This window comes from Microbacterium sp. EB106-03-03-XG65, from assembly GCF_058791955.1.
Genome location: NZ_JBYTEB010000002.1, coordinates 199658 through 217456, shown reverse-complemented (window position 1 = coordinate 217456; position 17799 = coordinate 199658). Strand labels below are relative to the sequence as shown.

At 65.1% G+C, this 17799-nt stretch carries 25 protein-coding genes; 17 read left to right on the top strand and 8 right to left on the bottom strand.

Annotation, left to right across the window (positions count from 1 at the left end):
- Window positions 1-308 precede the first annotated feature (308 nt).
- A complete protein-coding gene (locus AC3WS6_RS14265) occupies window positions 309-1514 on the top strand; it encodes an SGNH/GDSL hydrolase family protein (RefSeq protein ID WP_492501697.1) in 1206 nt (401 codons plus the stop codon).
- Window positions 1511-2212: a hypothetical protein gene (locus AC3WS6_RS14260; RefSeq protein ID WP_492501696.1), complete on the top strand. Its 702-nt coding sequence runs from the start codon at window positions 1511-1513 to the stop codon at window positions 2210-2212. The genes AC3WS6_RS14265 and AC3WS6_RS14260 overlap by 4 nt, the downstream gene beginning before the upstream one ends.
- Here the strand turns inward: AC3WS6_RS14260 and AC3WS6_RS14255 are convergent.
- Window positions 2205-2336, bottom strand: a complete 132-nt coding sequence (locus AC3WS6_RS14255) for a hypothetical protein (protein WP_492501695.1) — start codon at window positions 2334-2336, stop codon at window positions 2205-2207. The two genes, AC3WS6_RS14260 and AC3WS6_RS14255, sit on opposite strands and share 8 nt — an antisense overlap.
- Window positions 2337-2398: 62 nt before the next feature.
- Here AC3WS6_RS14255 and AC3WS6_RS14250 point away from each other — a divergent pair, with 62 nt between their 5' ends.
- The 11 genes from AC3WS6_RS14250 (at window position 2399) to AC3WS6_RS14200 (ending at window position 9596) form a co-directional block, all read left to right on the top strand.
- Window positions 2399-3445 carry an acyltransferase family protein gene (locus AC3WS6_RS14250; RefSeq protein ID WP_492501694.1) on the top strand — a complete coding sequence of 349 codons (1047 nt, stop codon included), beginning with the start codon at window positions 2399-2401 and terminating at the stop codon, window positions 3443-3445.
- A gap of 94 nt (window positions 3446-3539) precedes the next feature.
- Window positions 3540-4400: a M23 family metallopeptidase gene (locus tag AC3WS6_RS14245; RefSeq protein WP_492501693.1), complete on the top strand. Its 861-nt coding sequence runs from the start codon at window positions 3540-3542 to the stop codon at window positions 4398-4400.
- 86 nt (window positions 4401-4486) lie between these two features.
- Window positions 4487-4852: a hypothetical protein gene (locus AC3WS6_RS14240; protein ID WP_492501692.1), complete on the top strand. Its 366-nt coding sequence runs from the start codon at window positions 4487-4489 to the stop codon at window positions 4850-4852.
- Window positions 4852-5277: a hypothetical protein gene (locus AC3WS6_RS14235; protein WP_492501691.1), complete on the top strand. Its 426-nt coding sequence runs from the start codon at window positions 4852-4854 to the stop codon at window positions 5275-5277. Before AC3WS6_RS14240 ends, AC3WS6_RS14235 begins: the two co-directional genes overlap by 1 nt.
- Window positions 5274-5639 carry a hypothetical protein gene (locus AC3WS6_RS14230; protein ID WP_492501690.1) on the top strand — a complete coding sequence of 122 codons (366 nt, stop codon included), beginning with the start codon at window positions 5274-5276 and terminating at the stop codon, window positions 5637-5639. Before AC3WS6_RS14235 ends, AC3WS6_RS14230 begins: the two co-directional genes overlap by 4 nt.
- Before the next feature lie 2 nt (window positions 5640-5641).
- Window positions 5642-5992, top strand: coding sequence for a phage tail fiber protein (locus AC3WS6_RS14225; protein WP_492501689.1), 351 nt, complete (start codon window positions 5642-5644; stop codon window positions 5990-5992).
- Window positions 5992-6879, top strand: a complete 888-nt coding sequence (locus AC3WS6_RS14220; protein WP_492501688.1) for a hypothetical protein — start codon at window positions 5992-5994, stop codon at window positions 6877-6879. The genes AC3WS6_RS14225 and AC3WS6_RS14220 overlap by 1 nt, the downstream gene beginning before the upstream one ends.
- The gene (locus AC3WS6_RS14215) at window positions 6879-8561 is read left to right on the top strand and encodes a GDSL-type esterase/lipase family protein (protein WP_492501687.1); all 1683 of its coding nucleotides are present in this window, start codon (window positions 6879-6881) and stop codon (window positions 8559-8561) included. The genes AC3WS6_RS14220 and AC3WS6_RS14215 overlap by 1 nt, the downstream gene beginning before the upstream one ends.
- Entirely contained in the window at window positions 8558-8845 is a 288-nt protein-coding gene (locus AC3WS6_RS14210) for a hypothetical protein (RefSeq protein WP_492501686.1), read from the top strand. The genes AC3WS6_RS14215 and AC3WS6_RS14210 overlap by 4 nt, the downstream gene beginning before the upstream one ends.
- 74 nt (window positions 8846-8919) lie before the next feature.
- On the top strand, window positions 8920-9147 hold the full coding sequence (locus AC3WS6_RS14205; RefSeq protein ID WP_492501685.1) for a DUF3263 domain-containing protein: 228 nt from the start codon (window positions 8920-8922) through the stop codon (window positions 9145-9147).
- A gap of 326 nt (window positions 9148-9473) precedes the next feature.
- Window positions 9474-9596: a hypothetical protein gene (locus AC3WS6_RS14200; RefSeq protein WP_492502331.1), complete on the top strand. Its 123-nt coding sequence runs from the start codon at window positions 9474-9476 to the stop codon at window positions 9594-9596.
- Window positions 9597-9661: 65 nt separating this feature from the next.
- On the opposite strand, the gene AC3WS6_RS14195 is transcribed toward AC3WS6_RS14200, so the two are convergent.
- Window positions 9662-10660, bottom strand: coding sequence for a hypothetical protein (locus AC3WS6_RS14195; protein WP_492501684.1), 999 nt, complete (start codon window positions 10658-10660; stop codon window positions 9662-9664).
- 63 nt (window positions 10661-10723) lie between these two features.
- On the opposite strand from AC3WS6_RS14195, the gene AC3WS6_RS14190 reads away from it, so the two are divergent.
- Window positions 10724-11470 (top strand): helix-turn-helix domain-containing protein, encoded by a 747-nt coding sequence (locus AC3WS6_RS14190; protein WP_492501683.1) that lies wholly within the window; start codon window positions 10724-10726, stop codon window positions 11468-11470.
- Window positions 11471-11483: 13 nt separating this feature from the next.
- Here the strand turns inward: AC3WS6_RS14190 and AC3WS6_RS14185 are convergent, their stop codons facing one another.
- Both AC3WS6_RS14185 and pgi read right to left on the bottom strand, forming a co-directional pair.
- The gene (locus tag AC3WS6_RS14185) at window positions 11484-12167 is read right to left on the bottom strand and encodes a GOLPH3/VPS74 family protein (protein ID WP_492501682.1); all 684 of its coding nucleotides are present in this window, start codon (window positions 12165-12167) and stop codon (window positions 11484-11486) included.
- Window positions 12168-12276: 109 nt separating this feature from the next.
- Window positions 12277-13956, bottom strand: a complete 1680-nt coding sequence (gene pgi / locus AC3WS6_RS14180; RefSeq protein ID WP_492501681.1) for a glucose-6-phosphate isomerase — start codon at window positions 13954-13956, stop codon at window positions 12277-12279.
- A 36-nt stretch (window positions 13957-13992) separates the two neighbouring features.
- Here pgi and AC3WS6_RS14175 point away from each other — a divergent pair, with 36 nt between their 5' ends.
- Both AC3WS6_RS14175 and AC3WS6_RS14170 read left to right on the top strand, forming a co-directional pair.
- A complete protein-coding gene (locus AC3WS6_RS14175; protein WP_492501680.1) occupies window positions 13993-15009 on the top strand; it encodes a hypothetical protein in 1017 nt (338 codons plus the stop codon).
- Between the two features lie 51 nt (window positions 15010-15060).
- The gene (locus tag AC3WS6_RS14170) at window positions 15061-15393 is read left to right on the top strand and encodes a DUF7882 family protein (RefSeq protein ID WP_492501679.1); all 333 of its coding nucleotides are present in this window, start codon (window positions 15061-15063) and stop codon (window positions 15391-15393) included.
- Between the two features lie 9 nt (window positions 15394-15402).
- Here the strand turns inward: AC3WS6_RS14170 and AC3WS6_RS14165 are convergent, their stop codons facing one another.
- Window positions 15403-16014: a flavodoxin family protein gene (locus AC3WS6_RS14165; RefSeq protein WP_492501678.1), complete on the bottom strand. Its 612-nt coding sequence runs from the start codon at window positions 16012-16014 to the stop codon at window positions 15403-15405.
- A 108-nt stretch (window positions 16015-16122) separates the two neighbouring features.
- On the opposite strand from AC3WS6_RS14165, the gene AC3WS6_RS14160 reads away from it, so the two are divergent.
- Window positions 16123-16326: a hypothetical protein gene (locus AC3WS6_RS14160; RefSeq protein ID WP_201470347.1), complete on the top strand. Its 204-nt coding sequence runs from the start codon at window positions 16123-16125 to the stop codon at window positions 16324-16326.
- Here AC3WS6_RS14160 and AC3WS6_RS14155 read toward each other — a convergent pair whose 3' ends face one another.
- Genes AC3WS6_RS14155 through AC3WS6_RS14145 form a run of 3 tightly spaced genes read right to left on the bottom strand, consistent with a single transcriptional unit; the run spans window position 16327 to window position 17751 of the window.
- Window positions 16327-16932, bottom strand: coding sequence for a GNAT family N-acetyltransferase (locus AC3WS6_RS14155; protein WP_492501677.1), 606 nt, complete (start codon window positions 16930-16932; stop codon window positions 16327-16329).
- Between the two features lie 4 nt (window positions 16933-16936).
- Window positions 16937-17329 carry an ImmA/IrrE family metallo-endopeptidase gene (locus tag AC3WS6_RS14150; RefSeq protein WP_492501676.1) on the bottom strand — a complete coding sequence of 131 codons (393 nt, stop codon included), beginning with the start codon at window positions 17327-17329 and terminating at the stop codon, window positions 16937-16939.
- A 44-nt stretch (window positions 17330-17373) separates the two neighbouring features.
- Window positions 17374-17751: a helix-turn-helix domain-containing protein gene (locus AC3WS6_RS14145; protein ID WP_492501675.1), complete on the bottom strand. Its 378-nt coding sequence runs from the start codon at window positions 17749-17751 to the stop codon at window positions 17374-17376.
- Between the last annotated feature and the right edge of the window lie 48 nt (window positions 17752-17799).

The following is a 17799-nucleotide window of genomic DNA, read 5'->3' as shown; positions in this document are numbered from 1 at the left end:
GAATCTCACGAATGGGTCGTTCTGGGTGAGGGTCGAATCCGGCCTCGACTATGTGATGACTATGGATTGGCTGGTCCCCGGCCAGGAGACGGAACCCCCCGAGAAGCGTGCGCGCTCGTATGTGGAGTGGCCGGTTTTCAACAGTGGCGGCGGTGGGCCGATCACTGGTCTGTATCCGCCTGTCCCTATGGGGACGATCGTCGCGGAGCTCGGCCCGCCTCCTCCGGGGACTGAGGGGATCGTGTGGATCGATCTGACGAACGTGACTTCGGATGGTGCGTTGGTTTACGCGCCGGAGAGGGGCTGACATGCCCGTGATTCCTGCAGGTCGTCTGACTGTTGCGACTCCTGAGACGATGGCGGTGAGCGTTCGTGGAAACACGGTCGCGACGGATGCGGTTGATGAGCGTGTTGAAGCTGTCGCCGTCGACATCATCTCGAATGATCCGACTATCAAGGCTGCGGCACAGACAGCGGCTGAGAGTGCTGTCACGGCGAAGGTGACCGGCCTCGACCTTGTTCAGCACAGCGACCCCGGCGCACCTCGCCCCGTCCGCAACTGGATGCACGCTGGAAAGTACGTCAGCGAAATCATCATGGACAACGCCAACCGCGTGTCGTGGATTCTGTACCAGGATGGCTCGCAGTGGCCGTCCGTATCGGGCGGCGGTGGCGGCGGTGGCACTGTAAGTGTCACGTCCGTCGATGCCCGCGGCGATTCCATGACAGAGGGTTTCGGCGGCGGCGGTGTCAGCTACCCGAATATCATGGGCGGTCTCGTACCCGTCCCCGTGGCGAACAACGGCAAGTCCTACTACACGTCTACGGAGGTCTCGCTGGAGGGCGGTGGCCTTGACCTGTGGGTGACGGTGACGGGTGACATAATCCCGGCTTCGGGTTCTGTGGGGGCGACTGTTTCTATCTCGTCGTGGTGGTCAAGCACCGCTCGCAGTTTTGCTGGATCACTGAACGGCATCCCGGGCGTGCTGGCGAAGTCCGACACTGGTGTGTGGTCTTTCACGCGCGGGACGGCTGGCTCAGCGACGGCATGCCCGCCTGAGACTCGTTGGATGGCGGCAACACGCGCTACAGGCAATTCCGCACCGATCATCTGGGTCGGCCGAAACAACGTCAACGTGGATCGAATCACTCGCGATGTCCGGGCGCTTGCGAACTGGGCGATGCTGCGTCGGATGCCATATCTGGTAATCCCGGTGTTCAACGCGCAGTCGGAACCGTCTGGGTCAACCGGCTACAACAACGTGAAGGCCGTCAACGATGCACTGGAGGCGGCGCATGGGCAGAACTACTACGACCTCCGCGGGTGGATCATCCGCAACGGACTGGCCTCAGCCGGGATCACTCCGACTGCCGCGGACACAACGGCAATCAGTGAGGACCGGATTCCGCCGTCTCTCATGTCGGACTCACTCCACCTGAACGCTGCTGGCTACGAAGCGATCGGTAAACGTCTTGCCGCAGTCACGACCACGAAAGGCTGGTACACCCTGTGAGCACAGTCGTTCGCAAGCTGGACACCACGTTCATCAACCCTGGCAGCAAGCCGGTGTACATCAACCCGCACGACCTGCACGACCCGTGGCGGCGGTACGTTGCCGTCAACACGGTGGAGGCGGACGGCGAGAAGGTTCTGGCCGTTCCCAACCTGCATCCCGCACCCGGTGAGATGTACAGCTCGACCGCCTCTGCACCGATCAAGCGGATCACACGGGCGGCGACATACCTCGAGTTCGACGGCATCAGCCAAATCATGCTGAACCGCAACTCAGACGCTACCGCTATCGGCACGGCCGGATACACCGTCTACGCGGTCGCGCAGATCCCCGCAGGTGCCACAACGCGCGGCATCATCTCAGCGGGCGCGGGGTCGAACGGAACACTCTCGATCAACGCCGACAGGAAGCTGCAGGCGTGGCGTTCATCGCTGCTCCTGTCGAATCTCACTGTCGACGATGGGTGGCATCTGTTCGTGGGCGTCTACAACGGCGCTTCGTCGCGTCTGCTCATGGACGGCGTGTGGTTCGACGGAACGCTCGGCACTCAGGCGCCGGGGATCATGGAGGTCGGGCGAGCGAACACGACGTTCTCACGCATCAACATTGCCGAGTGGGGTTCTTACGCGTACGCGATGAACAGCTCTGAGCAGACGTGGCTTCGCAACATGATGGCCACCATGTACCCGATTACCTGAGCGACTTGAAGAACTCGATGAGCTGACGGATGGGGTTGACGGTCTCCCTGCATGTGCAGGGCTGACCCGATGCGTCATAGCGGGTGTCGTAGCAGCGCGTGCACTCGAGAACATCTTCGGACATGCGTCGATGATAACGCTCCCGCCGCGGGATCTGTGACTCCGCTGTGAGCTTAGGATTGCGGAATGCCAGAATATCCGCGCCTCGCCTGGGTCGACGCGTCCCGAGCGTTCGCGATCGTCGCGATCGTCCTGATGCACACCATGATCTGGTTCCTGGCACCGACTGGGCGAGCGCACGCCGACATGGGAGGGTGGCAGGAAGTCACGTCCATGGTGGGCGCCTTCCGGCTCCCGGTGCTGTTCGCCCTCTCCGGTTTCCTGATGTCCAGCCGCATCCGTTCCGGGTGGGGCGAGCGTCGGAACCTCGTACGCGCAGCGTCGTCGTACTACCTGTACGTGGTGTGGTTGGCGATCTTCGCGATCATCACCTTCATCGTTCACACGCCGCTACCGCAGGGTGTGTCGCCGACTGGCTTCTTCAAGCAGTTGTTCCTTCCGGCGACGCCCCTGTGGTTCGTGTTCTTCCTGGCTGTGAACGTCGTCGTCTTCACGACCCTCGCCCGCGTGCATCCCGCGCTCGTGATGAGCGCGGCCATCGCCGTCGCGGTGATCTCCCTCAAGGTCGCGCTCCCGTCCGACTTCGCGATGATCGACCGGGGCATCTACTACTTCTTCCTGTTCGGCCTCGGCGTATACGGCAAGGAGATCATGTCTCGCTTCGTCGCGACCGGGCTCGTGTGGCGAGTGCCGCTCATGCTGGCTGTCTCTGTCACGATGATCGACGTCGTTCGACGAATGCCTGGCTCTGCCCCTGGGTACGTCGGAGCTCTCATGCTCCGGGACGTCGCCGCGGTGTTCTGCATCACGGTCGTCATGGCTGCTGTCTGCCACTGGACGCCAGCCGCTCGAGCGCTCGGCTTCATCGGCAAGCGGACACTCCCGGTCTACGTGATGCACGTTCCGCTGATCTGGGCGGCGATCCTTGTTCGTAACAGGGTGTTCGGCGAGACGATCGACACGGCGTGGGTTCGGATGATCGCGCCGGTCGTGGTGCTCGTGGGGATCTTCGCCGTCAGCATCGCCGTGTACGCGCTCGCCAAGCGTTCACGGATCTCACGGGCTCTCTTCGAGATGCCTGAACCCATCGGACGTCGAATACTCGCCCGCTGATACGACCTCAGAACCAGTCGAAACCCTCACCCTCTCGGTGGGGGTTTCGTCGTTCCTGCCCCGTGTTGGGCGCACTCACGAAAGGGGAAACCGCATGGCTGTGTGGCCGAACGGAACGAAGACCAAGCCGTATGTGTCGAGCGGGTTCGGCCCGCGCAACCTGGCGAACCCGAACGCCTCGAAGTTCCACCGTGGTATGGACACGGTGGGGTTCTCGACCGTGCGTGCTGTGGAAGACGGCGTGGTGCGCGTGGTCGGTACGCCTGGCGGTTGGTCGGGCGGCGGAACACAGGTGTGGATTCAGCACGACGGGTTCTTCTCCCGCTCCCTGCACCTGGCGTCGTACTCGGTGCGCGTCGGGCAGCAGGTGAAAGCCGGTGACCCGATCGGCGTCATGGGCAGGACGGGTGCGATCGACATCCACCTGCACATCGAGATCTCGCCTGGCACAGTCCACTACTCGAACACGGGACAGGTCGATCCTGTGCCGTTCCTCACCAACCTCATTTCGTCTCCCGCAAGCGGTGGGGGACTCGCAGAAGGAGACGATATGCCCCTCGACGACAAAGACCGCCTGTTTCTGATTCAGCTCGGCGCCGATATCGTGGCGCAGACCAATGCGCAGGTGCAGGGAGTGAAGGCTGACGTCGCCACTGTGCACAACACGGTCATCAGCGGCAACCAGAGTGTCATCGACGCCGCGCACGCAATCCGCGCCGACATCAACTACATCCACACCCTGTCGCCGTACTCGCTCAAAGCGATGCTCGAGGCGTCACGTGGTGGGGAGATCAAGCTGACCGACGCGCAGGTGAAGGCGATCGGTGGGCAGCTTGCCGCATCTGCGGTCGCTGGCATCGACGCCGCACTGCGTGATGACTTCGAGGGTGTGAAGACTCAGCTTCTCGCGCAGCTCCCGAAGGCGACGATCGCGGCCCTCAAAGCGGCCCTGTGATGCGGCGCCTGTGGAGGGCATCAATCTGGCACCCGGATGCGATACCCCGACATGAATGGAAGTACGCAGCCCCACTCAAGCGCGTCGTGTTCCCGGTCTTCGACATCGCGGTTTTCGTGCTCGGTGTCGCGGGACTGTTCTCAGGCTTCCAGGCCCTCAAGCTCACCTTCCCCGACCCGGTGCCGACGCTGATCTACGGGACTCTCGTCTTCATGGGCGCGGCATGCTTCGTCGGGTGTGCGTTCCCCCGGCTGTGGGCCATGGAGATCGCGGGGAAAGTAATCATCCTCATGTCGCTCGCAGTCCTCTTCGTCGCCATGATCATCGCCGGGGCAACAGTCCCCGGACATACCGGCATCGTCATCGCGCCAATGGTGTTCGTGATGATGCTGATCCCGTTCCTTCGCCTCTGGATTCTCGGCGTGGAGTGGGGCGACCGGAGGGATAGCTAATGCCCGAAGGTCTCGCCGGTATCCCATCCTGGATCTTCTGGCTCGTGGGAGCTGGTGGTCTGACGGCGCTGGTCAGCGCGATCCTCGTGTTCGTAGCCACCCGCAAGCGTGACCAAAGCGCTGACCTGTCCTCCCGGTGGGACGACGCATCCGAGCTGTCCCAGAAGATGCGCGAGGCGATCGAGAAGGAAGTTGAACGTCAGGTCGCCCCGATCCGCAACGAGCTCGAGAAGGTCAAAGCCGAGTCTCACGAGATACAGAACGCGTTCCGCGAATGGATCGTGGGCGTCTGGAAATGGGGTCAGCGCGGACGCATGGGAGACATGCCGATGCCGCCCCCGCAGATCCTTCACCGCCTCGGGCTCGGCTACCTCGCCGACGACGAATGGCACACCGAACCCCCAATCTTCAAGGAGAAACCATGAAGTCCCTATTCGACTCTCTGGCCCGAACGTTCACCCCGATCATCGCTGGTGCCGTCATCGGCTGGTTCGTGACGGTCGGCATCGACCTGGACCCCGAGTTCGCGCCGGCACTGATCATCGTCATCACGGGTCTGTTCCAGGGCGTGTACTACCTGGCTGTGCGTCTGTTCGAGCTGTACGTGTCGCCCAAGTTCGGGTGGCTGCTCGGACTCGCCAAGCCTCCCGTGTACACCGCACCTGAGCCGATCCTGATTCCTGTGCAGGGGCCGTCGCGTGATGATGTGCTGGCTTCTCTCGCCCCGCTCACGCCTCAGGAGCGCGAGAACGACATCAACGCTGCTGCTGCACGAAAGGGGCTGTGATCATGGCATTCACGAACGCAACGAAGGAAGCATCGGCGACGGCTGTCACGGCCCTAGGTGCATGGGTGAGCCTCCACGTCTCCGATCCGGGCACGACGGGCACGGGTGAGGCGACGGGCGGTTCCCCGGCATACGCACGCAAGCAGACCACGTGGACTGCGGGTGCTGCGGACGGTGTGGTGAACGGTTCCGAAGTGTCATTCGATGTCCCGGCAGGCACGTACACGCACGCTGGTGTGTGGACGGCTGCGACGGCTGGCACGTTCATCGGCGGGTTTGCTCTGAACGCGTCCACGGGTGCGCTTCCGGGGCAGGCGAAGGTCGACCTGACTCCCAGTATCACCGTGGCCTGATGTCTCACTCTGAGGCGGTCGCTGCACTGCTGGATGGGTATGTGGCGGGGCTGGTTGCTGATGTGACCGCCCCGTTGCATGACCGCATCAACGATCTGCAGTCTGAGGTCGAGGAGTTGACCTCGGAGAATGGCACTCTCAAGTCGCGGATCGTGGAGCTCGAGAAGCCTGCCGATCCCGAGGGCTGGGTGTCGATCTATGATTCGACGTTCGAGAAGAACGACGGGTGGGTGGCACGGCAGGAAACCCAGTCGAACGACAACTCGTACAACACGCCCAAGAACGTGACGTACGGGCAGGGCATGACGATCCTGGGGAAGCGTGAAGCTCTCGGGAAGCGGCCGTACACGACGGGGGATGTTCTCGGGCAGCACGTGAAGGTGCCGAACTACTTCCGCGCTGAGGTGACCGCCACTGTGCCGATCGACTATGGCATGTGGCCGTGCGCGCTCTGGTTCCGCCCCCTCACGCATGGCGACTCGGGTGAGATCGACGTCATGGAAACGTGGCCGTTCGACTGGAACGGGACACCGCGCCTGTACTCGACCGTGTGGGAGAACTACACCACGAAGCGGAAAGAGAACGCCCGGCTCGACTACTCGAAGCTCCCCAACCCTGACCCTGCCGCACCTCACACGTACGTCGTGGAGAAGACAACCGGGTCGATCACGTTCAGTGTCGACGGGGTGACCGTGTACTCGTGGTCGAAGCCGACGATGAACGCACGGATCGCGTCATGGTTCGACGCCGTGTACGAGATCCCTGACCGGCTTTGGTATCCGCGGGTCACGTTGCAGATCGGTGGGCCGAACGCTGGGGAACCGAAACCGGAATGGCAGGAGTCGCGGATGGTGATTCACCGTCTCCGCATCTACAAGGAGGCGTAATGGCGATCAGCGCGAAGGTATCCGGCGACAACATCCCGGATCGCTGGGACACCGAGCTCACATCCGCGAACCCGCTGATCGTTGCCGCGACGATCAGTGGGGTTCCCTGGTATCGGGTGACCTCAAGCGCGACAACGAAGATCATCGGACGGTCACCACTCGGATCTCCCGCGACGACCTACTTCGGGTTCGCGTTCCGGAAGACAGGCAACCCGGCATCGTCGCAGGTGTTCCTCCACCCGTTCACCTCAGCCGGTGCAACATCGTTCCGACTGCGGCTGTCATCCACGGGCACGATCATCCTCGACGGCGCATCCACCAACTCACTCGACACGTCCGCCGCACTCGCAAACGACACCACCTACGCGATCGTCGGACAGATCACCACCACCGCCGCCACCGTCACCATCTACGCCGCCGATGGAACCACCATCATCGACACGATCACCGCGACAAACACATTCGGACTCGTCGACAACTGGCGCATGGGACAGATCGGAACCACCCCGGCACTCCCGGACTGGTACTTCCGCATGCTGCTCGTCGGCGACACGACCATCACCCCCGCACAGGTTCTCGCCACACCGCCCGCACTCGGAACCAAACGACGCGGTGTCATGGGGGATTCGAATACGGGGGAGAACGGCGCCGGCCCCACCCACTACTTCGACGCACTCACCGCCGCGGGCATCAATACCCGCGACCTGTACTGGTGGGGTGTCGGTGGGAAGCGGATCGCTGCGGCCGACCTGACAGGCAAGACGGGTGTCAACAACGTCACCGACGCGAACACATGGCTCGGATCGATCGACACATGGATTGTCGCACTCGGCACCAACGACCGCCCGCAAACCGATGCGACGATCAACGCCGACATCGACACACTGCTGGCGGCAATCGGTGCAGGCCCCAAGATCATTTGGATTGGCCTCACATCCAAAGCCACCGCATCCGCCGACGACATCCGCGTCAACAACCTCATCAAAGCGAAACTCGCCGCCCGAGGTAACGCAACCTTCGCCGACTGGGACGCACACATTCGTGCGATCGATGGGGGAGCGAACCCGTCACCGTACTGGCTGACCACCGACACCACGCACATGACACCGCTCGGGTATCAGGAGCGGGCATCGTTCTACGCGGCACAGCTCGCAGACAACACGCCCGTCAAGGTGACCGCTGCTGGTTCTCTGGTGTTGACCGGTTCGGCAACTCGGATGGTTCGAATGAGCCGCACAGCATCGGGAACGTTCGCACTCAACGGGGCCGCACAGACGGTCACACGGGTTGCGAGGACAGCACCGGGCGCGCTCATTGTCACGGGCACTGCGCAACGTGTCGTGCGGGTCACCAGGACAGCCACAGCGACCCTGGCACTCACCGGGGCGGCATCGACATCGGGTGCAACAGAACGCACGGCAGACGGCACGCTGACCCTCACCGGCACAGCAACCACCGCCGTCAGGATTGCACGCACCGCACAAGGCACGCTCGCACTCGGCGGAATCGGCTCGGTCACGTTCCATGTCGTCCGAACCGCACTCGGCATCCTCACCCTCACCGGTCAAGGAGTCGTCGCTGGTGAGATGAACCCTGTCCCGCGCGTACGAACCCTTACCGAGGTAGACCATCGGCGCACCCTCACACCCATCCCCGTATCGCACATCCTGGAGGAAGCGTGAAAGTCAAGGAATACGACAAGCACCCCATCTCCTGGGTGGCGAACATGGATCTCACGGGGGCATCGGTTCGAGTCATCGCCCGAGAAGGCGCGTTCGTGCTCATCCTCCCCGCGACCGTCGAGCCGGGAGAGAGCTCGAGCAAGATCACACACATGCTCACCGGGACACTCCCAGAAGGCCGCTACCGCATCGAGGTCGAAGCAACGATCGGCGGGGAGATCATCACGTTCCCCAATGACCAATACGCGCGACTCGACGTGGTGCGCGACCTCGACGAACACTGAAGAACGCCCCCGCTGACATCGCCTCTCGATGTTGGCGGGGGCGTTCTGTCGTACCCCCGGAGCATGATGACACCATGACGCCCGCACAACTACTTGACTTCGAACGACGCCACCCAACCGCCACACCCGAAAAGCACGCACGCATCCGACACGAACTCGGCATCAGCGAAATCCGGTACTACGTGCTGTTGGAAAGGGCTGCGATGTCCGACGACGGGATCAAATCCGACCCCATCACCGCACGCATGATCCGCGAACGGATCGAACGACGAGCCACGATCCGACGTGCTCGAGTTGCCTGAAACCACAGAACCCCCGCCTTGAGTCTCACGACTCGGGCGGGGGTTCTTCTGCGTATACGGGGAGACGACGCTGTCTCGATCTATCGGTCACTGCTGCTTCTTGCCGTTGGCGGGGTCACCATTGACCCCGAAGGATCTTCTGGCGATCATCACTACCCGCCGGCCCGAGTCATTTGTGTTCATATGAGCACTGTATCCCTATATGGGGACATATGCAACCCAGGGAGTAGGCATGTCTCAAAATCGGGACGCTGCCCACATTTTGCCCACACTTGCGACCCCATCCGGCTCCGCCTGCACACCTCACACCCCTCCAAACTCCCGGAATGACGCGGGTTGGTGAGTCATGGAAAGCATCTGACGAGAACCACGACTTCTTCAGCGGTTCGGGCTCCTCCTACGTCATCGGCAAGGCCGAGGCCACGGAAGACGACGACTGGGACTTCTGAGTCACCGTTCAGACACGACGAAGGGGCGGATGCTGCGGCATCCGCCCCTTCGTCGTGTGGCCGTCTCAGTCGCCTTCGTCGGCGAGGCGGGCGCGTCTATCCTCCTCGCGCTTCGAATAGGTGGCGGCGCGGATCGCATCGTCCGACTCCAGACCCGTGCCCAGCGCACCGCCCAGCGTCGCCGCCGACGCGACGAACCAGGTGAGCACGAACAGATCGGGGATGTCGACGGGGCGGCCGAGCGCATCGCTCATCACCGTCGTGTCGAGGACGAAGAACCCCCACGCCAGGTTCACGACGTACAGCGTGAGATAGCAGATGCTGATGCCGATGGTCAGAGTCAGCAGTGTGGAGGTGTTGTAGAGGCGCGATCTCTCGCGCGCCTGAGGAGAGGCGTCATCCGGACGGTCCCACAGCCGCCCGTCGATCACGATCCAGCCGATGATGATCACGACCGACGCCACGGTCGCCGCAGCCAGGCGCCACCCCGACAGCGACAGGGCGAGAGACCAGACCGATGGTTCGATCGTCGCCACGGCCCCGGTCGCGAGGGCCGCCACGAGCGCGGACTTGAGCCCCGCGGCGAGCAGCCACGGGCGATTGGCCAGCACCATCCCGAGAAGCAGTCGTCCGCGCGCGCTCAGGCGGGGAAGGGGCAAGCGCTGCTCCTCGGGCGTTGCAGGCACAGCCATGTCGTTGACGAGGCCGTGGACGGCCCGACGGGCGCGTCTCTGCACCCGGAAGCCGCCGAGGGCGGGCAGCGACAGCACGGCGGACTGCCGCTGGGGATCCATCGCGGCCAGCAGATAGCGGCCGTCGTCATCGCGCAGGGGAAGCTCCGTGACGCCGATGACGAGGTCCCATCGGTTCTCGTCGGCGCGCGCACGAAGTCGTTCCAGAGCGACGTCGACGTCTTCAGAGCCGAGAGTGAATGGCTCGCTCAGGAGTTCCACCGTCCAGCCGTCGGCTTCGGCGGCGAGGGTCGGCTCGAGGTCGGTCATCCGGCGCGCGACGGCTGTCGGCGAAGCCGGATCGGCCACGAGGCCCACACGGATCGGCTCCATCTCCGCAACCTACACCCACCGCGCCGTGTGAACCTCAGAATGGGACGGAGGAGAAGCGGAAGGGTGGCGCTCATCATGGTGTGGAGCACGAGAGAGGTCGCCGACCTCGCCGGGACCACGGTGAACACCGTGCGGCACTACCACCGGGTCGGCTTGCTCGAACAGCCGGAGCGATCGTCCAACGGCTACAAGAGCTACGAAGTGCGACACCTCGTGGAGCTGCTCCGGATCCGTCGTCTGCGCGAACTCGGCGTGCCCGTGGATCAGATCGCCCGCGTCGCGGTCGGCGACGAACGCGCGATCGCGGCGCTCGAGGACATCGACGCTCAACTCGCCATGACCATTGCGCGCCTGCAGGAGGCGCGGGCCCAGATCCGCACGATCACCGACGGCGAGACGACCGCCGACCTGCCTCCGGGCTTCGAGAACATGGCGTCGCGACTCACCGCCACCGATCGATCCCTGATGCTCATCTACGCCCAGGTCTACGACGAGGAGGCCATGCGCGACATCCGGGCGATGCTCGAATCCGATCCCGAGGACGTCCGTCTCGATTTCGATGCGCTTGCTCCGGATGCCGGGGAGGAGGCGAGGATCGCTCTGGCGGAGCGGTACGCCGTGGGCCTGGCGCACGACCTGACGACCTACCCGTGGCTGCGCGATCCGCTCGCTCACCACAAGAGGCGGCCGCAGGTGACTTGGGAGATGGTCTCGGAATCCATCGCCGCGCTCTACAACCCTGCTCAGCTCGATGTGATCGCCCGCGGCACCGCGATCGCGATGGCGACGCTCGCGGCATCCGAGGGGTGAGCGCCGCCGCGCCTCACAGTCGGGGGAGCACCGTGGCCGCGATCACCGTGTTCATGATGACGGCGTTCATGGTTCGCGTCACCGCGCTCGAGGCGGCCGCGGCTCCCCACTCGCCACTCTCGAGCTCCTTCGACCTGGTGTAGACATCGGTCCCCCAGGGGATCTCGGCGTGGAACTGGGGAAGCGTGCCGCTCGCCGACAGCAGAGCGATACTCGCAGCGGTCCGGGCGCTGGGCTCCTCGCCGTCGATGAGCGCGGCTCGCACGTCGCGGATCAGACCGGCGCGGCGATCGCTCGCCAGTGTGATCCTCGTCGTCGGGAAGAGTCCCAGGACCTTGCCGTCCGTGCGGTGCAGATCGCCGCGCGCGACCACGCGGTCGAGCACCGGTCCCCGGAGGAGGGGGCCGATGCCGGCGAGGACCGCCTGCACATCCTGCGACGTGCGCGACAGCGACGTCAGTGCGGGCTCGAGGATCGGGTCGGGGGCATCTCCGGCGCCGACCGCGCGCACCTTCGTGAACAGCCCCTGCTCCTCCGCCTCGACCCGACCGGCGAGCGCCAGGTCGGCCAGCACGGCGCCGCCGAGCACGTAGAAGAGGATGTTCTCGCCTGCGATCGTGCCGGAGTCGGGCTGGAAGAGCAGCAGCAACGTGTCTTCGACGATCAGCGGCTCATCCGACATCACTTCTTCTGTCATGTGAGCAGGGAACACCCTGTTCCCGGAACAGGGTCAAGCCGGGCTGGTGTGGCGCCCGCACTCTCGCGGATGCACGGCGGACTGAAGCCGGGGGACCCCGGCCCCCGCCCTACCTCCGGTTCGCCGCGTAGTACGCCAGGAGCGCCCGGGTGGACGCATCCTGCGCGGCGACCGCATCCGCATCTCCGCCGATGGCGGGAGCGATCTGCATCGCGAGCTGCTTGCCGAGCTCCACACCCCACTGATCGAACGAGTTGATGCCCCAGATCGTGCCCTGCGTGAAGGTGATGTGCTCGTACAGCGCGATCAGCTGGCCGAGCACCTGCGGGGTGAGCGAGGGGGCGAAGATCGACGTGGTGGGGCGGTTTCCCGCGAACGTACGCGCCGCGACGAGAGCACCCGTCGTGCCTTCGGCCTCGACCTCTTCGGCCGTCTTGCCGAACGCGAGCGCCTTGGTCTGGGCGAGGAAGTTCGCGAGGAACAGCTCGTGCACGTCCTGTCCGCCGTCGTCCAACGGATACGCCGGGTTCACGAAGGCGATGAAGTCGGCCGGGATCAGCCGGGTTCCCTGGTGGATCAACTGGTAGAACGCGTGCTGTCCGTTGGTGCCCGGCTCGCCCCAGAACACCTCGCCGGTGTCGGTGGTGACGGGGGTGCCGTCCCAGCGCACCGATTTGCCGTTGGACTCCATCGTGAGCTGCTGCAGATATGCGGGGAACCGGCTGAGCTGCTGCGCGTAAGGCAGGACCGCGTGCGTCTGTGCACCGAAGAAATTGACGTACCAGACGTTCAGCAGGCCCATCAGCACGGGCACGTTGCGCTCGAGCGGAGTCGTGCGCACGTGCTCGTCGACCGCATGGAAGCCCGCGAGCAGCTCGCGGAAGGTGTCGGGTCCGAGTGCGATGGCCAGAGACAGGCCGATCGCGGAGTCGACCGAGTAGCGCCCACCCACCCAATCCCAGAATCCGAACGCGTTGGCGGGGTCGATGCCGAACGCCGCGACCTTGTCGAGCGCGGTCGAGACGGCCACGAAGTGGTGGGCGACCGCATCGGTGCGCGCGTCGTCGTCATCCGAGATGGTCCCGGCCGCCTCGAGGCCCGCCCACAGCCAGTCGCGGGCGAGTCGAGCGTTCGTGAGCGTCTCGAGCGTGGTGAACGTCTTGGACGCGACGATGAAGAGCGTGGTCTCGGGGTCGAGGTCGGAGGTCTTCTGCGCGAGGTCGGTGGGGTCGATGTTCGACACGAATCGCGCCTCGATGCCGGCATCCGCGTACGGCTTCAGCGCCTCGTAGACCATGACGGGGCCGAGGTCGGAACCGCCGATGCCGATGTTGACCACGTGGGTGACCTTCTTGCCGGTCACACCCTGCCAGTCGCCCGCGCGCACGCGGGAGGCGAAGGCGCTCAGCGCGTCGAGCACGCCCTGGACATCGGCGTCGACATCCTGCCCGTCGACCACCAGCGCGGGGGAGGCGCCGACCGGGCGCCGCAGCGCGGTGTGCAGCACGGCGCGGTCTTCGGAGGTGTTGAGATGCTCGCCCGTGAGCATCGCGGCGTAACGGTCCGCGACGCCGGTCTGCTCGGCGAGGCGCAGCAGCGCTGCGAGAACCTCGTCGGTGACGAGGTTCTTCGAGAGATCCACGTGCAGGTCGGCCAGAGGGAACGACAGCGTCTCGGCGCGATCGTCGTCGGCGGCGAACCAGCCACGGAGATCGGGGGTGAACGCACCGTGCAGGGCGGCGAGCTCGGACCAGGCGGGAGTGGCGGTCGGATCAACGGGAGCGGTCATGATCCCACGCTACTGCGATTCAATAGGATGACGGAGATGACCGAGCTCAACCGCCACGAGACCCGCGTGCGGTCGAGCATCTCGCGTCTGTTCATCACCACCCCGCTGCTGGTGGGAGTGGCCCTGCTCGCCGGAGCCGTCGGCTGGACCCTGGCGACGGACGACCTCGGTTTCTTCGGCTTCCTGCTGATGCTGATCGGCGGATGGGCCGTCGCGTTCGCCTTCGTGAACGCGACCTTGGAGATGCGTCCCCCTGCACTCGGCGCCGCCGTGCATGCGGCTGTCGCCGCGGCTCTGACCGTGCTGATGTACTGGCTGATCGAACACGGGAAGGAGCCGGTCGCAGCGCTGCCCGACACCGCCCGCGCGGTCACTCTCGTGCTGCAGATCGCTGCCGCCCCTGCGATCGGATGGATCTGGCTCGGCCTGATCTCTCGGGTCACCGGCCTCTTCGCGCGCCGCGATGCCGCCCGGCGACCCGCGCCCACGCCCACGCCACCGCAGTGGGAGCGTGACGAGACCGGCGACGGAACCGCCGTCGAATTCTCGGCGGTCGAGGTGCAGATGCGCACGCTCACGAGCTGGATCGTGCTGATCGTGCTGGCGGGCGGGCTGGGCTGCGTGGCACTCCTGATCGCCCTCGGCGACGTGGTCGTGCAGGCGGGGCCGAAGATCGCAGTGATCATCGTGGGAGCGGTGATCGCGCTGCCCGCATACCTCCTCTTCCTCGCCGCCGTGCGCCGACGCACGGTCTCGTGCGCCGTGGCGTTCGGAAACGACGAGCTGCGCATCCGCCGCGGCGACAGCGAGCGCATCGTGCCTTTCCGGCAGATCCAGAGGCTCGTCTGGCGCACGGCGAGCGACTACGCCCGCGTCGAGCTCGCCGCACCCGAACTCGACATCACCCTCATCGTCGGCCTGGCGAAGGCGGATGCCGGTCGCACGGCCGAGCTGCCCGCACTGCCGCGCCGGGTCTTCCGTCGATTCGAACTCGCAGGACTGATCGTCGAACGGGGCCGTCGCGACGATATCGTGACATTTCGTCGAGGGTGATGAGCGGCTACCGAGTGCACGTCAGGGCGCCTCTCGCGGTACGGTTCACTCATGGGAAGACTGCGATACGACGGCACATCGGAGCCGATCCTCGTCGACGATGAGACGCTTGCACATCTCAAGGTGATCATCGGCACGAAGCTGCGTCGCCAGGAGAGCTTCATGATGACGTGGCATCCGACCGAGGGCGGCGACCCCGGTCGCGTGACGGTCTGGATCCATCCCGCGATTCCGCTGCAGTTCCTGTTCACCACCGCCGAGCCGCTGCAGATCGAGAAGTCGCGCATCGAAGAGATGATGCACAGCCTCAACGCCACCGGTGAGCTCGTGATCGATGAGTTCACGAAGCCGAGCGTTCTCAGCGCCGGTGCGCCCGGCGCCTGACCGAAGAGGCTACTCCGCGGGGTATCCGCCGGTTCCGAGGCTCCGCGCCAGGTGCGCCGCGTTGCGTGCAGCGGTGGCCGTCGCCTGAGCGACCTTCTCGGGTGTCTGGGGGAGATCCTTGTAGTCGACGGTCTGCATGGCCTCGCCGTTCCAGTACACCGATCCCTGTGCGGGGAGCGTGAAGCCCACGTCGTTCAGCGCCTGGAAGAGGATCGCCGCGATGTGGTGCGCACCGTCTTCGTTGCCGACCACCGCGGCGATCGCGACCTTGTCGAACAGGATGGGTCGTCCCTGGTCGTCTGTCTCGGAGAGCTCCGCATCGAGGCGCTCGAGAACCCGCTGGGCCACGCTGGAGTGCTGCCCCATCCACGTCGGGGTCACGAACACCAGGATGTCGGCGTCGAGCACCCGCTGCCGCAGCTCGGGCCATTCGTCGCCGTCGCCCATGTCGGCCTCGACGCCAGGACTGATCGCGAGATCGACGGCGCGCACGAGGCTGCCGGTGACGTCGTGGTCGGCCAGCGCGTCGAGGATCTGCGACCCGAGCAGATCGGAGCTCGATTCTGCGGGGGACGGCTTGAGACTGCAGGTGATGGCGAGAGCTGTCAGTGCGGTGGTCATGGAGCGAGGCAACCACGTCGTCGGCCGCGAGGGCAGGGGGTTTCGTCTCGGGGAACTCTGCGCTAAAGGTATCCTTGATACTGGCCGGTTGTTCAGACAGGAGATCCCGTGATCCTCAGCTTCATCTTCTTCATGATCCTCTTCCTCGGAGGCATCTGGCTCATGGGTCTCGCGCAGTCGCTCGAAGACTTCCAGGCGATCGTGTTCATCGCCGGCATCCTCATCGTCAGCCTGTCGCTGGCGTTCGTGATGCGTCAGCGCGGTTCGGCCACGCGCCGCAAGGACAACTGGTCGGGCAACGCGACCGAGTGATCATCCGCGTCGCCGGGTGAGCCTCATCTCGAGGTTCGCCTTGACCGCGGGCCATTCGGGTTCGATGATCGAGAACTCGACGCTGTCGCGCAGCGCCCCGTTGCGGTGGCGGCTGATCGCCCGCATGACGCCGTCCTGCTTGGCGCCCAGTCGCTCGATCGCCGCGCGCGACTGGAAATTCATCCACTGGGTCGTGAGGCCCACTCGGAACACTCCGAGCTCCTCGAACGCATGCCGGAGGAGCAGGAGCTTGGATTCGGCGTTCGTGCCCGTTCCATGCGCCGAGGGCCTGTTCCAGGTGTATCCGATGTGCAGGCGAGGCACGTCGTCGACGATGTCGTAGTACGAGGTCAGGCCGAGGATGCGCCCCGAGGCGTCGAACGCGGTGAACGGGATCATCTCACCGGACTCGACCAGACCGATCCGACGATCGATCTCGGCGGCCAGTCCTTCCGGCGACGGCACCGAGGTGTACCAGGCGTTCTTCCACAGGTCGCCTTCGCGCAGCGCCTCGAGGAGTCCGTCGTGGTGAGACGCTTCGAGCGGGCGGAGCTCGACGAGGCGTCCGGTGAGAGTGATCGGTGCAGGGGCGACGGTGAAGCTCATGCGTTCATTCAACCAGCGCGACGGCACCTCGCCGCAGGAGTCGTTGATAGGCGAGCACGATCTCGACCGTGACCCCCAACTCGAATGCGAGGCTCGCGGCGTGCGCGCCGCGCAGCTGCTCTGCATCGGCGTACGACCGCGCGGTGATGAGCAGGCGCGCGGCCCATTCGTCGGCGCGCTGCTCCTGGCGGTCGCGCACGAGGCGATCCGAGGTCGGCACATGGCCGAGCACCGCGTGCCCCAGCTCATGCGCGAGCACGCTGCAGGTCGCGCGATCGCTCATACCCGGCTCGAGGCGGATCGTCGACGTCGACGGCTCGAAGCCGCCCGGTGACGAGCCGGAGCGCTCGACGAGGCGCAGTCCGTGCTGCTCGACCAGGCGAAGGAGCTGCTCCATTCCCGGCCTCCTCGGTCGACTGTGGTCGACCGCTGCGGCGGACCTCAGTCGTAGAGGTCGTCGGTGTCGCGGCCGTGAGGCAGCTCGGACTCGAAGGCGACCTCTGCCTCATTGTCGCGTCGACCGCGGACATCGGTTCGTGGACGCAGGGGAGTGATGACCGCGTCACCGCGGGCTGCGTCGGTGCGGAGGCGCTCGGCGGCGCGGTCGAGGATGATGTGGGGGGCGACGCCGACGACATCGCTCACGAGGTAGAGCACCGGCACCGGGATGTCGCGCTTGCCGGTCGTGTAGTTGTCGAGCGCGCTTCGCGACAGGTCGATGTCTCGGGCCATCCGCGCGATGCTGCTGCCGGCCGCCGCGATCTCGGCCTTGAGCTGGCGTCCGACGGCGCTGTTGTATTCCTCGGCAGGTGTCGTCACGCGAGTTACGATAGCACCGCGATGAAGCCAGGATGCCGTCATTCCGGT